The organism is Streptomyces harbinensis, assembly GCF_900116145.1.
GTDB classification, from domain to species: Bacteria; Actinomycetota; Actinomycetes; order Streptomycetales; family Streptomycetaceae; genus Streptomyces; species Streptomyces carpaticus.
The window spans coordinates 326111-339763 of the sequence record NZ_FPAB01000002.1 but is presented as its reverse complement, the minus strand read 5'-3'; the positions used below and the strand labels follow the sequence as shown (position 1 = coordinate 339763).

Here is a 13653-nt window from a genome sequence, read left to right as displayed (position 1 = left end):
GCTGTTTCCAGCCTTTTGTCACCTCCTGTTACCTCCTGTTACCGCTTTTTCGCCGGAGGACGGGTGACTCGGGCAGATGTGCGGGTTACCGTGCCCAGCATGGACGAACCGATATCGCCGCGCCGCCCCCTGGCGGCCCGTGCCCGGCGATGGGCGGTTCCGGCGGTGACGGCGACCGCCGTCCTGGCGATGGGGGTGGCCGGTGACGTGCCCCGGGGAGAGGACCTTGCGGTGAGCACCCAGTCTCCGGACCTCGATCCGGCGCCCGGCAGCACCGGCAGCGGCGACGGCTCCGATCTCCAGGCGCTCGGCCGGCTGCCCGCCACCCCGGCCGACGCGGCGCTGGCCCGGTCGCTCCAGCCGCTGCTCGCCCAGCAGCCGGGGATGCGGATATCGGTGTGCGTGCTCGCCCTGGAGAGCGGGGCGAGCGCGGCCTACGGCACCGGCGTGTTCGACACGGCCAGCATCGTGAAGGTCGATGTGCTGGCCGCGTTGCTGCTCCAGACCCAGGACGCGGGCCGGGAGCTGACCGAGCGGGAGCGGACGCTGGCGGCGGCGATGATCCAGCAGAGCGACAACGACGCCACGGATGTGCTGTGGCGGGTGATCGGACGGCAGGCCGGCCTCGACGCGGCGAACGCGCGGCTCGGACTCACCTCGACGACGGGCGGCGCGGGCGGCCACTGGGGTCTGACGCAGACGACGGGCGCGGACCAGCTGACGTTGCTGCGGCAGATCTTCGGTCCGGCGCACGCCTCGGTCCTGGACGCCACCTCCCGCGACTATCTGCGGCAGCTGATGGGCACGGTGGTGCCGGAACAGCAGTGGGGCATATCGGCGGCCGACACCGGCGGCGCGGTGGGCACGGAGCTGAAGAACGGCTGGCTGCCGCGCAGCACCACCGGGCTGTGGGACGTCAACAGCATCGGCCGGGTGACGGTGGAGGGCCGGTCGTATCTGATCGCGGTGGTCTCGGACGGCCACCCGGACTACGAGAGCGGCGTCGCGGCCGTGGAGAGCGCGGCGCGGGAGGCGGTGAGCGCGCTCAGCGCCGGCCCGCGCGGCCAGGGCGTCTGAGCGTCCACAGCTGCCAGCAGGACACCCCCAGCAGCGCCGCGCCCAGTACGCCGGAGACGGGGGCCAGCCAGTGCGTTCCCCCGCCGCCGCCGTGGTCCGGTCGCGGGCCGGGCCCGAAGTGCGCCTCGGCGTACGCCTCGGAGGCGGGCGGGGCGCCGTGCCCGGGCAGGGCCGCGGCAGCCGCGAGGGCGGCGGCCGGATCGACCAGGCCGGCGCCGAGCGCGTCGCTGCGCCCGCCGGGCGGCGGGTCCTGGGCGGTGGTGGTGAGCAGCGTACGTACCTGGGCCGGGGTCAGCTCGGGGTGCGCGGCCAGCAGCAGGGCGGCGGATCCGGACACGAAGGCGGCGGCGGCCGAGGTGCCCCAGCCCGCGTAGTAGAGGCCGTCGGGGTCGGCGACGATGACGTCCTTGCCGGGGGCGCTGAGGGCGGCGTACCAGCGGCGGGTGGAGAACTCGGCGCGGCTGCCGCTGCGGTCGACGGCGGTCACGGCGAGCACGCCGGGGTAGCCGGCGGGGTAGGAGACCGGGTCGCCCTTCTCCCCGCCGTTGCCGGCCGACGCGACCACGACGGCGCCCTTGCCGAGCGCGTAGCGGACCGCCGCGTCCTCCTCGGGGTCGGGGTGGGCGGATTCGCTGTCGTCGCCGAGCGAGAGGTTGATGACGTCGGCACCCTGGTCGGCGGCCCACCGGATGCCTTCCGCGAGGGCACCGCGCCGGGCGTCGCGGGCGGCGTCGCGCTCGGGGTCGTCGTCCTCCAGCAGCACCCGTACCGGCAGGATACGGGCCTCGGGTGCGACGCCGATGACACCGTTGTCGCGGCCGGGACCGTGGCCGCGTCCGGCGATGATCCCGGCCATGGCGGTGCCGTGCGAGGCCCAGGTCTCGTCCCCGGGGGCGGCACCCATGCCGATGAGGTCCCTGCCCTCCAGGACGGCCCCGGCGAGGTCCGGGTGGTCGGCGTCCACGCCGGTGTCGAGCACGGCGACGGTGATGCCGGCGCCCCGCGTGGTCTCCCAGGCCAGCGGCACGTTGATGGCGTCGAGCGCCCAGCGCTGCTGATCGCGTATCGAGTCGGCGGCGGCGGGCGGCGTCCCGAGGACGAACAGCGTGCACAGCAGCACGAGCGCGACGAGCGGGGCCGGCACCGGCCGGCGGGCGGACGCGGTCATCCGTGTTCCTCGGTGAATCGGTCGGCGGCCTGGCGGATGGTCCGCTCGACCCGGTCCGCGACGCCCATCGCCTCGTGTCCGAGACCGGCCAGCGCGACCACGGTGTCCTGCCCGTCCGCGACCGCCTCGGTGGCGGCCTGCGGGGCGTCGGCGGTCCGGCCGTCGGCGAATCCGGTGACGGCGTACACGATGACGGGGGCGTCGGTGAGCACCCGTACCGTCCAGGTGGCGCGCTGCGCGGCGCCGAACGTCTCGGCGGCGGTGCCGGGGCCGGGGTAGGTGGCGGGCATGAGGTCGGCGCGCAGGCCGAGTCCGCCGGTCGCGAACCGCTCGGCCAGGGCTTCGGTGGCCGCCGGGTCGGCGTCGGTGAACACCATGCCGACGGTGGTGACGGAGGTGACGGTGTCGTCCACGTAGCTGGCGCGGACGGCGCGTTCGCAGCCGACGCCGGACAGCAGCGCGCCGGCCAGGTCCTCGCCGAGGGCGGTGGCGCAGTCGCTGTCGGGGGCGACGGCGACCCGGAGCCAGCGGCGTTCGGCGCCGCCGGGTCCCGCGCCCTCGCTGTGCAGTTCGGGCGGGAACAGTTCGTCGACCGGCAGATCGCGCCACAGCGCGCGGCTGTCGTCGAAGGCGGCGCGGGCGGCGGAGTCCGCGCTGTCCCCGGTGAGCCAGGCCCCGGCGGCGGCGCCGCCGAGCAGCCCGGCTCCCAGGACGAGGGCGACGACGACGGCCACGATCCGGAGCGGATGCGGCCGGGGGGCGACGGCGCGCAGCAGCAGGGTTGGGTGCGAGTCCTCCTCGAACCCGGGCTCCGCACCGGTGCCCGGCCCGGGCTCGCGCCCGGCCCGGGCCGCCGGAGGGGCGGCCGGCCGCGGCGGCACGGCCGCCGACGCGGTACCGGGGTTTTCCCGGGGCGGAGCGGGCGGCGCGGCGCTGCGGGTCCCGCGAGGCGGAGCGGGCGGCGCGGCGCTGCGGGTCCCGCGAGGCGGAGCGGGCGGCACGGTACCAGGGGTCTCCCGGGACGGGGACGGCGGCACGGCGCTGCGGGTCCCGCGCAGCGGAGCGGGCGGCTCACCCGTGGGACGGCTCGGCCGTTCTGCGGGCGCGAGGTGGAAGTCGCCGTGCCCGGCGCCGGTCGCGGAGGCGGCGGAACCCCCGGCCGGCCGGCCGGCCGCGCGTCCGGCGGACGCCGCGGAGGCGGCACCCGAACCCCCGTGCGCCGGGCGGGCGGTGCCGTCCCGACCTGCGGTGACGGCCCCCGAACCCCCGCGCACGGGGCGGGTGGTGCCGTCCCGACCGGCGGAGACGGCCGATGGCGCACCGGCGGTGCGCCCCTCCGCCGAGCCCGGCGCGGACACCGAACGGCCCTGCGTGGCACGGGCGGTACCCGCATGCCCCGCCGCCTCCGACGACGGCACACCACCGGCACGCCGCTCGGCCGGACCCGGTGCGGACACCGAACGGCTCGTTCCGTTACGGGTGATGCCCTCGCGTGCCCCCGTCACGGGCGGCCCGGGGACCGCCGGACGGCCCCCACCACCGGCCACGGTCGCCGAGGCGGACGCCGGATCTCCCCTCTCCGGGCGGGTGCCGGCCTCCTGAGCCCGTCCACCACCGGCACGCCGCTCGGCCGCACCCGGCAGCGGGGAAGCCGGACGGCCCGGCGCCGTGGGGGCGGTGGCGGCAGGTGCCGGAGCCGGGGACGGCGAACTCCCCGCAGGGGCGCCGGAGACGGTGGCCGCACGGCCTGCGGCTGAGGTGGGCGGCTGGGCACCTGGCCCCGGTAGGCCAGTGGTTCCGGGCCCGGCCGACGCGGACGTCGGCGGCGCACCGTCCGCACGTCCGGCAGCGGACCTCGATACCGCACCCATCACACGGCGCGCCGGATCGGGCCCCGAGGGCGGCGGGCCGCCCGCAGGGCGCCCGGCCGGGGCCGACGGTACAAGGCGCGGAGGACCCGTACGGCCGCTCCGGACGCCCCCGGGCTCCGGCCGGTCCGAAGTCGCGCCGTCTGCGGTGCGGGCAGCGCCGTCCCGTACCGGGGCCGCGGTGTCCGGCTGCCGTCCGGCGGCGCCGGCCTCGGGTCGGCCGGACCGCGGGCCGGGGGCCGACGACGACGCGGCGGCGGCCGGCGGTGCGGATGGCGGCCGAACGGCCTGTCCGTCAAGGGGCGGTGGGGCGGCGGACCGGTCGGTCCGGGGTGCGCCGACCGGGCTGGCTCCGGCGCGGCCGGGGCCGTCAGCGGGTGCGCGTCCGGCCGGCCCTCGCCCGGTCTCCGCCGGCGGCGGACCGCCCGCGCGGGGCGCGGTGGTGCGCGCGGCAGGCCGCGACGCGGGCGGCGTCGCCGGGCCGGGGCGGGCGGCCGGTGTCGCCGCCGGTCCCCCATCGCCCCCCGCCGGCGCGGCCGGGCGTCGAGAGGTCCGGGCCCCGTGACCGCCGGCCGCAGCCGCGACCGGGGTGGTGGCCGGACGCGGTGGGTGTGCGGGCGGATGGGCGCGGGGACGGGGCGGGGCGAGGGGCGGTGGTGCCGACGGTATCGGCGGGTTGTCCTCCGGGGGCGGGGTCGCCGATGCCTCGGGGCCGGGGCGCTCCGCCGGTGCGCCGGCGGGCGGCTGCGGGGGGCGCGGGGGTGTGGGGGGCGTGGCGGGCCGTTGCTGCCCCGGCTGGGTGCTCATCCCGTTCCCGCCCTCCCGACCGACCCTGTTCCGTCGCTGCTCATCACGGTGGTGGTCACTCTACGTGTACCGGTTCATCCAGTGGTACCGGGCGCCGGAGGAGGGAGCGTACCAACCCCCCGCCGCCTAGCCGGTCCTCGATCCGTCTCCGTCCGGCGGGCGGATCCCCGCCGTGATGCGGTCCATGTCCCCGGCCGGCGGGGCTTCGCCGCCGAGGTCGAAACCGAAGCGGAGCGCCAGGAGTTGGCCTGATCCGTCCGGTGCGGGGAAGACCACCGACTCGGCGTACGCGTCGATGCCCGCGCCGGTGGTGAGCAGCGTACGGATCCGGTAGCCGCGCTCCCCCGCCACCGTTGTCTCCTCCGCGAGCACGACCTCCTGTTCCCGCACCCCGTCGTAGGTGGCGGCGCCGAAGGACTCCTCGATGTGGGCCGCGATGTCGGCCTCGGCCACCTGCCGCGGGTCGGTACCGGCGGTGTCGCCGGCCGGGCCGAGGAACGCGCCCGCCGTGACGCAGGAGCGGGCCGGGTCCGCCGGGCAGGGGTAGCCGCCGGTGGTGACCAGCAGGCCGCCGCCGGCCGCCTCGGGGGGATGCTCCTGCCAGCCGGGCAGGACCGGCAGTGCGAGGCCGCCGGGCCCTGGCCGGGTCAACGGCGCCGTGCCGGGCGCCGGTTCCCGGTCGCCTTCCGGCCCGGGACCGCTCGCCGGGGCGGTGGCGTCCCCCGCGTCGTCCGTGCCGTCCGTACCGTCCGCTCCGTTGCCCAGCAGCAGGGCCCCGCCTCCGACCAGGGCGGCCAGCATCAGCGCGCTGCCCACGGCCACGGCGACGGCCGCGCCCCGTCCCCGTGCGCCGCCGGACGACGGCCGGCGCGGCGGGCCGGGGGATGCGACAGGCCCGGGTGCGGCCGGGGCGCGGGTTTCGCCCGTCCAGGCGGTGCCGTCCCACCAGCGTTCGGGCGCCGGGCCGTCACCGGCGTGGCCCGGGTCGGGGAACCATCCGGGAGCTGAAGAATCCGCACTCACGCCGGAAATTTCTCACAGCATCGCGTCACCCACCACCGTCCGCGTGCTACAGCGGGGTGACGTACGCCCCGGCGATGCCGCCGTCGACCAGGAATTCGGCCGCGTTGACGAACGAGGCGTCGTCGCTGGCGAGGAACGCGACGGCCGCGGCGATCTCCTCGGCCTCGGCGAAGCGGCCGGCCGGGATGTGCACCAGCCGCCGGGCCGCCCGTTCCGGGTCCTTGGCGAACAGTTCCTTCAGCAGCGGGGTGTTGACCGGTCCGGGGCACAGCGCGTTGACCCGGATGCCTTCCCGGGCGAACTGCACGCCCAGTTCCCGGGACATGGCCAGGACGCCGCCCTTGGAGGCGGTGTAGCTGATCTGCGAGGTGGCCGCGCCCATCACGGCCACGAACGAGGCGGTGTTGATGATGGAGCCCTTGCCCTGCCGCCGCATGTAGGGGAGCGCGGCCTTGCAGCACAGGTAGACGGAGGTGAGGTTGACCTCCTGGACCCGGCGCCAGGCGTCGAGTCCGGTGGTGAGGATGGAGTCGTCGTCGGGGGGCGAGATCCCGGCGTTGTTGAAGGCGATGTCCACCGAGCCGTAGGTGTCGTCGGCGGTGCGGAACAGCGCCTCCACCTGGTCGGGGTCGGTGACGTCGGCGGCCACGTACAGTCCGCCGGTCTCCTCGGCGGCGGCCCGGCCCCGTTCGGCGTCGATGTCGGCGCACACCACGTGGGCGCCTTCGGAGGCGAGCCGGCGCGCGGTGGCCAGGCCGATGCCGGAGCCCGCTCCGGTGACGACGGCGGTGCGGTCCACCAGGCGGCGGCAGACGGCGGTCTCCTCGGGCATGGGTCAGTTCTCCTCGGTGCTGATGAACACGTTCTTGGTCTCGGTGAAGGCCACCAGCGCGTCGGGGCCGAGTTCGCGGCCGAGCCCCGACTGCTTGTAGCCGCCGAAGGGGGTGGCGTACCGGACGCTGCTGTGGGAGTTGACGGAGAGGTTGCCGGCGGCGACGCCCCGGGCGACGCGGAGGGCGCGGCCCGCGTCGCGGGTCCACACCGAGCCGGCGAGGCCGTACGCGGTGGCGTTGGCCAGCCGTACCGCCTCGGCCTCGTCCTCGAAGGGGGTGAGGACGGCGACCGGTCCGAAGATCTCCTCGGTGGCTGCGCGGGCGTCCACCGTGTGTGCTTCCAGGACGGTCGGCGGGTACCAGTAGCCCTTACCGCCGGGGACGGTGCCGCGGATGGCGGCGGGGGCGGTTTCGGGGACGTAGGAGCGGACGCGTTCGCGCTGCGCGGCCGAGACGAGCGGGCCCATGGCGGTGGCGGGGTCGGCGGGATCGCCGACGGTGACGGCGTGCACGGCCGGTTCCAGGAGTTCGAGGAACCGGTCGTAGACGGTGCGTTGCACCAGGATGCGGCTGCGGGCGCAGCAGTCCTGGCCGCTGTTGTCGAGGAAGGAGCCGGGGGCGGTGGCGGCGGCCCGTTCCAGGTCGGCGTCGGCGAAGACGATGTTGGGGCTCTTGCCGCCGAGTTCGAGGGTGACGGGCTTCACGGCGGCGGCGCAGCGGGCCATGATGTGTTTGCCGACCGCCGTGGAGCCGGTGAAGACGATCTTGGCGACCCCGGGGTGGTCGACGAGGGCGCCGCCGGTGGTGGGGCCGTCGCCGGGGAGGACCTGGAAGAGGTCTTCGGGCAGTCCGGCCTCGGTGGCGAGGCCGGCCAGTCGCAGCGCGGTGAGCGGGGTGTTCTCGGCGGGTTTCAGCAGGACGGCGTTGCCCGCGGCGAGGGCGGGGGCCGTGCCCCAGCCGGCGATGGGCAGCGGGAAGTTCCAGGGGGCGATGACGCCGACGACGCCCAGCGGTTCGTGGAAGGTGAGGTCGATGCCGCCGGCGACCGGGATCTGCCGGCCGGTGAGGCGTTCCACTCCGCCGGCGGCGTACTCCAGGAGGTCGCGGACGTTGCCGGCCTCCCAGCGGGCGTTGCCGATGGGGTGGCCGGCCTCGCGCACCTCGATGGCGGCGAGTTCCTCCACCGCGCCGTCGACGGCGGCGGCGAAGCGGCGCAGCAGCCGGGCCCGGTCGGCGGGGGCGAGGGCGGCCCAGCGTTCCTGGGCCCGCGCGGCCCGGGTGACGGCGGCGTCCACCGCGCGGGGGCCGGTGGCGGGGACGGTGGCGATGGTCTCCTCGGTCGCCGGGTTGATCACCTCGTGCTCGTCCTGCACGTGTGGTGTGCTCCTTTCCCTCACAGGCGTTCGAAGGAGCGGTAGCGCTCCCAGTCGGTGACGGCGGTGTCGAAGGCGTTCTGTTCGACGCGGGCCAGATTGAGGTAGTGCTCGACGACGTCGTCGCCGAAGGCGTCGCGGGCGAGGGTGCTGTGCTCCCAGAGGTCGGCCGCCTCGCGCAGGGTGCCGGGTACGGTGCGGGCGCCGGCCGTGTAGGCGTTGCCGGTGCAGGGGTCGGGGAGTTCGAGGCGCTGTTCCACGCCGTGCAGTCCGGCGGCGATCATCCCGGCGACGGCGAGGTAGGGGTTGACGTCGCCGCCGGGGAGCCGGTTCTCCATGCGGTGGGAGCGGCCGTGGCCGACGACGCGCAGGGCGCAGGTGCGGTTGTCGGGGCCCCAGGCGACGGCGGTGGGGGCGAAGGATCCGGGCCGGAACCGCTTGTAGGAGTTGATGTTGGGGGCGTAGAGCAGGGTGAGTTCGGGCAGGGCGGCGAGTTGTCCGGCGAGGAAGTGCCGCATGGTGGGCGACATGCCGTACGGTCCGTCGGGGTCGGCGAAGACCGGCTGTCCCGCGCCGTCGCGCAGCGAGAAGTGGATGTGGCAGGAGTTGCCTTCGCGTTCGTCGTACTTGGCCATGAAGGTGAGCGCGTTGCCCTGTTGGGCGGCGATCTCCTTGGCGCCGGTTTTGTAGACGGTGTGCTGGTCGCAGGTGGTGAGGGCGTCCGTGTAGCGGAAGGCGATCTCGTGCTGGCCGAAGTTGCATTCGCCCTTGGCGGATTCGACGGTGAGTCCGGCGGCGCCCATCTCGTTGCGGATGCGGCGCAGCAGGGGTTCGACGCGTCCGGTGCCGAGGACGGAGTAGTCGACGTTGTAGCGGTTGGCGGGGGTGAGGCCGCGGTAGCCGGCGTCCCAGGCCTGTTCGTAGGTGTTGTCGAAGACCATGAACTCCAGCTCGGTGCCGGCGTATCCGTACCAGTCGCGCTGGGCGAGCCGGTCGAGCTGGCGGCGGAGTATCTGCCGGGGTGAGGCGGTGACGGGGCTGCCGTCGTGCCAGGCGAGGTCGGCGATCATGAGGGCGCTGCCGGGGTGCCAGGGCAGCCGGCGCAGGGTGGCGGGGTCGCCGTGGAGGGCGAAGTCGCCGTAGCCGTTCTCCCAGGAGGCCATGGCGAAGCCGTCGACGGTGTTCATGTCGGTGTCGACGGCCAGCAGATAGTTGCAGCCCTCGGTACCGTGGTGCAGCACTTCGTCGAGGAAGAACCGGGCGGCGAACCGCTTGCCCTGGAGTCTGCCCTGCATGTCGGTGAACGCGAGGACCACGGTGTCGAGTTCGCCGAGGTCGACCAGGCCCCGCAGTTCCTCGATGCTCAGCGGGGGTGTGGGTGCTGCCACGGGAGGGCCTCCTGTCGCTACCGCCGGAGGCCATAAGGTATCCGTGCAGACCATTGATTGGGAAGTAGGGTCGATGGACGACTTCAGCAGCGCGGCGGCGCCGGTGCCGCCCGGCGCCCTGCCACCCGGGGTGCTGCGCCCGGTGCGGGCCGGCAACGGCTTCGAGGAGGCGCTGGAGCAGATACTGCGGGTGCTGCGCCTCGGGCTGGTGCCGCCCGGCGGCCGGCTGCCGGCCGAACGGGAGCTGGCCGAGCGGCTCGGCGTCAGCCGGGTCACGCTGCGCGAGGTGCTGAAGGTGCTCCAGGACGAGGGCCTGGTGGTCAGCCGGCGCGGCCGGTACGGCGGCACCTTCGTCCGGGAGCGGCCCGGGCCCGGCCGGGAGGCCGCGCACGGCGAACTGCGCCGCCGGCTGGCCGGGGTGGACGTGGAGGACGTGCTGCGGCTGCGCGAGGTCCTGGAGTCCGGGGCGGCCGGGCTGTGCGCCGCCGATCCGCCCGACCCGGCGCGCACCGCACGGCTGCGCGCCGCGCTCGCCGCCACCCAGGAAGCGCCGCTGGCCGACTACCGGCGCGCCGACACCGCGCTGCACCTGGCGCTCGCCGAGCTGAGCGGCTCGCCGAGCCTGGCCGCCCAGTACGCGGCGGTGCGCGCCGAACTCAACGCGCTGCTGGACTGCATCCCGCTGCTGGTGCGCAATCTGGCCCACTCCCAGGAGCAGCACGCGGCCCTGGTCGCGGCGGTGCTGGCGGGGGACGCGGACGCCGCCCGGGAGATCGCCCGCGAGCACTGCGCCGGGACCGCCGCGCTGCTGCGGGGCTTCCTCACCTGACCCGCGCGCCCCGGGTGTTTACCGCTGTTTTACGCAACGGTCTTGCGCAGCGCCCACCCGGAGGACAAAGGTATGCCGCCACACCATTGCGGCGCGAGGCAGGAGCGGCCCATGTCGGACGGAAACCAGGCACCCCCCACCGCACCGCCGGGCCCCGCGCCCGGCCCCGGGGCGCGGGAGGCGTATCTGAGCCGGCGCGCCCTGCGCGGCGGCAGCGCCGGCCCGCTGCTGCTGACCGGGCTCGGCGTGGCGTACGTCGTCTCCGGCGACTACGCCGGCTGGAACTTCGGCCTCGCCGAAGGCGGGTTCGGCGGCCTGGCCATCGCCGCGCTGCTGATGGGCCTGATGTACGCGGCCCTCGTCTTCGCCACCGCGGAACTCGCCGCCGTCCTGCCCACGGCCGGCGGCGGCTACGGCTTCGCCCGCCGGGCACTGGGCCCCTGGGGCGGGTTTCTGACCGGCACCGCCATCCTCATCGAGTTCGTGCTGGCCCCGGCCGCCATCTCCATCTTCATCGGCGACTACATCGAATCGCTCCAGCTCTTCGGGCTCACCTCCGCCTGGCCGGTCTACCTGGGCTGCTTCGTGGTGTTCATCGCCATCCACCTGTGGGGCGTGGGCGAGGCGCTGCGGTTCTCCCTGGTGGTCACCGCCGTCGCCGTCGCCGCGCTGCTGATCTTCGTCCTCGGCGCCCTCAGCGACTTCGAGGCCGGCTCCCTCAACGACATACCCGTGGACACCACCGCCTTCGGCGCCACCTCCTGGCTGCCGTTCGGACTGCTCGGCATCTGGGCGGCGTTCCCGTTCGGCATGTGGTTCTTCCTCGGCGTCGAGGGCGTCCCGCTGGCCGCCGAGGAAGCCCGCGACCCGGCCCGTACCCTGCCGCGCGCCATGGCCTCGGCGATCGGCATCCTCGCGGTGCTCGCCCTGCTGACCTTCGTGGCCGCCGCCGGGGCGGGCGGCTCGGCGGCCCTGATGGACGCCGGGAACCCGCTGGTGACCGCGCTCCAGGAGGACGGCGAGCCGACGGCGCTGAGCCGGTTCATCAACTACGCGGGCCTGGCCGGACTGGTGGCCTCCTTCTTCTCCCTGGTGTACGCGGGCTCCCGGCAGCTGTTCGCGCTCTCCCGGGCCGGCTATCTGCCCCGCTTCCTCTCCCTGACCAGCCGCCGCAAGGCCCCCTACCTGGGCCTGCTGATCCCCGGCGCGATCGGCTTCGGCCTGGCGGCGGCCACCGGCAACGGCGACACCATGCTGAACGTCGCGGTCTTCGGCGCGGCCATCTCGTACGCGCTGATGAGCCTGTCCCACATCGTGCTGCGCCGCCGCGAACCCGATCTGCACCGCCCCTACCGCACCCCCGGCGGCGTCCTCACCTCCGGCACCGCCTTCGTGCTGGCGCTCGCCGCGCTGGTGGCGACCTTCCTGGTGGACCGGGACGCGGCGCTGATCGCGCTGGGGGTGTATGTCGTGGCGATCGGCTACTTCGGCTTCTACTCTCGGCACCGGCTGGTCGCGGCGGCGCCCGAGGAGGAGTTCGCCGCGCTGGCGGCGGCGGAGGCCGAACTCCACCGCGACCGAGCACCCGCCCCTTCCCCCGGTTCGGAGCACCCCCTGTGAGCACGCCCCCGCTGATCGGCATCAGCACCTACCTGGAACCCGCCGCCCGCTGGCGGGACTGGGACCTGCCCGCCGCGCTGCTGCCCGCCGGATACCACCGGCAGGCGCAGCGCGCCGGCGCGCTGGCCGTGCTGCTGCCGCCCGACCCCTCCCCCGGTGCGGCAGCGGCGGCGGTCGCCCGGCTGGACGGGCTGGTGATCGCCGGTGGTCCTGACGTCGCGCCGGAACGCTACGGGGCCGCCCGCGACCCGCGCACCGGCCCGCCCGATCCGGACCGCGACCACTGGGAGCTGTCCCTGATCGAGGCCGCGGCGGCGCGGCGGCTGCCGCTGCTGGGCATCTGCCGGGGCATGCAACTGCTGAACGTGGCCAGGGGCGGCACCCTGCTCCAGCATCTGGACCACCACGCGGGCGATGTCCCGGGGCGGTTCGGCAGCCACGGGATCGACCCGGTGCCCGGCACCCGCCTCGCCGCGATCCTGGACGGGCCGCTCACCGTACCCACCTACCACCACCAGGCCGTCGACCGGATCGGCACCGGCCTCACCGTCTGCGCCCACGCGCCGGACGGCACCGTGGAGGCCGTGGAGGACCCCGCCGCCGCGTTCACCCTGGCCGTGCAGTGGCACCCGGAGATGGCGGACGACACCCGGCTGATGGCCGCACTCGTCCGCGCGGCGGGCGGCGGGTGAACCGCCGGCCTGTCAGTGGCATCGGGGATGATCCCAGCATGACCCGCTCTCTCATGCTGCTCGACACCGCCTCGCTCTACTTCCGCGCCTACTACGGGGTGCCCGAGTCCGTCCGGGCCCCCGACGGCACGCCGGTCAACGCGGTGCGCGGGCTGCTCGACTTCATCGCCCGGCTGGTCCGCGACCACCGGCCGCACGCGCTGGTGGCCTGCATGGACGCCGACTGGCGCCCGCACTGGCGGGTCGAGCTGATCCCGAGCTACAAGGCGCACCGGGTCGCCGAGGAGACCACCGCGGGCGACCCGGACGTCGAGCAGGTCCCGGACACCCTCACCCCGCAGGTGCCGGTCATCGAGCAGGTCCTGGACGCTCTCGGCATCACCCGGCTCGGCGCGGCCGGCTTCGAGGCCGACGACGTGATCGGCACGCTCGCCACCAAGGCGGCCGGGCCCGTGGACATCGTCACCGGCGACCGGGACCTGTTCCAGCTCATCGACGACGGCCGCCGGGTCCGGGTGCTCTACCCGGTCAAGGGCATGGGCGACCTGGCCGCCTTCGACGAGAGCGCGCTGCGCGACAAGTACGGGGTGGACGGCCCCGGTTACGCGGAGCTGGCGGTGCTGCGCGGCGACCCGAGCGACGGGCTGCCCGGCGTGCCCGGCATCGGCGAGAAGACCGCGGCCACCCTGCTGGAGCGCTTCGGCGATCTCACCGGCATCCTGACCGCCCTGGACGACCCGATGGCCAAGATCACCCGCTCGCAGCGCGCCAAACTGGAGGCCGCGCTGCCCTACCTCGCGGTCGCCCCCACGGTGGTCCGGGTCGCCACCGAGGTGCCGCTGCCGGAGCACGACGCCACCCTGCCGCGCACCCCGCGCGATCCGGCGGCGCTGGACGCGCTCGCCGGGCGCTGGGGGCTGGGCAGCGCCCTGGAGCGGCTGCTGACCGCCCTGGAGGAGCGGCCCGGCTGACCGG

At 75.6% G+C, this 13653-nt stretch carries 11 protein-coding genes and 1 pseudogene; 5 read left to right on the top strand and 7 right to left on the bottom strand.

Translation table 11 applies throughout. The features are described 5' to 3' along the window. The first annotated feature begins 99 nt into the window (after positions 1-99). The gene (locus BM385_RS05795; protein ID WP_374312751.1) at positions 100-1077 is read left to right on the top strand and encodes a serine hydrolase; all 978 of its coding nucleotides are present in this window, start codon (positions 100-102) and stop codon (positions 1075-1077) included. Here BM385_RS05795 and mycP read toward each other — a convergent pair. The 7 genes and pseudogenes from mycP to BM385_RS05765 form a co-directional block, all read right to left on the bottom strand. Then, positions 1046-2245 (bottom strand): type VII secretion-associated serine protease mycosin, encoded by a 1200-nt coding sequence (gene mycP / locus BM385_RS05790; protein WP_093842366.1) that lies wholly within the window; start codon positions 2243-2245, stop codon positions 1046-1048. The genes BM385_RS05795 and mycP overlap by 32 nt on opposite strands. Further along, positions 2242-3126, bottom strand: a complete 885-nt coding sequence (locus BM385_RS05785; protein ID WP_093842365.1) for a hypothetical protein — start codon at positions 3124-3126, stop codon at positions 2242-2244. Before BM385_RS05785 ends, mycP begins: the two co-directional genes overlap by 4 nt. 1920 nt (positions 3127-5046) lie before the next feature. Further along, entirely contained in the window at positions 5047-5742 is a 696-nt protein-coding gene (locus tag BM385_RS05780) for a hypothetical protein (protein WP_254791445.1), read from the bottom strand. Between the two features lie 81 nt (positions 5743-5823). Continuing rightward, positions 5824-5943, bottom strand: a pseudogene (locus BM385_RS28360) (DUF2510 domain-containing protein); the annotation flags it as partial. Between the two features lie 46 nt (positions 5944-5989). After that, the gene (locus tag BM385_RS05775) at positions 5990-6775 is read right to left on the bottom strand and encodes a 3-oxoacyl-ACP reductase (protein WP_019435009.1); all 786 of its coding nucleotides are present in this window, start codon (positions 6773-6775) and stop codon (positions 5990-5992) included. 3 nt (positions 6776-6778) lie between these two features. Next, positions 6779-8149 (bottom strand): aldehyde dehydrogenase family protein, encoded by a 1371-nt coding sequence (locus BM385_RS05770; protein ID WP_019435008.1) that lies wholly within the window; start codon positions 8147-8149, stop codon positions 6779-6781. Between the two features lie 20 nt (positions 8150-8169). Further along, a complete protein-coding gene (locus BM385_RS05765) occupies positions 8170-9537 on the bottom strand; it encodes a glutamine synthetase family protein (protein WP_093842363.1) in 1368 nt (455 codons plus the stop codon). A 73-nt stretch (positions 9538-9610) separates the two neighbouring features. On the opposite strand from BM385_RS05765, the gene BM385_RS05760 reads away from it, so the two are divergent. From BM385_RS05760 to BM385_RS05745, 4 genes are all read left to right on the top strand, one after another. Continuing rightward, positions 9611-10366 carry a FadR/GntR family transcriptional regulator gene (locus tag BM385_RS05760; protein WP_093842362.1) on the top strand — a complete coding sequence of 252 codons (756 nt, stop codon included), beginning with the start codon at positions 9611-9613 and terminating at the stop codon, positions 10364-10366. A gap of 111 nt (positions 10367-10477) precedes the next feature. Beyond that, positions 10478-11986: an ethanolamine permease gene (gene eat / locus BM385_RS05755; RefSeq protein WP_093842361.1), complete on the top strand. Its 1509-nt coding sequence runs from the start codon at positions 10478-10480 to the stop codon at positions 11984-11986. Then, positions 11983-12678: a gamma-glutamyl-gamma-aminobutyrate hydrolase family protein gene (locus BM385_RS05750; protein WP_019435004.1), complete on the top strand. Its 696-nt coding sequence runs from the start codon at positions 11983-11985 to the stop codon at positions 12676-12678. The genes eat and BM385_RS05750 overlap by 4 nt, the downstream gene beginning before the upstream one ends. Positions 12679-12716: 38 nt before the next feature. Then, a complete protein-coding gene (locus BM385_RS05745; protein ID WP_019435003.1) occupies positions 12717-13649 on the top strand; it encodes a 5'-3' exonuclease in 933 nt (310 codons plus the stop codon). The last annotated feature ends 4 nt before the right edge of the window (positions 13650-13653 follow it).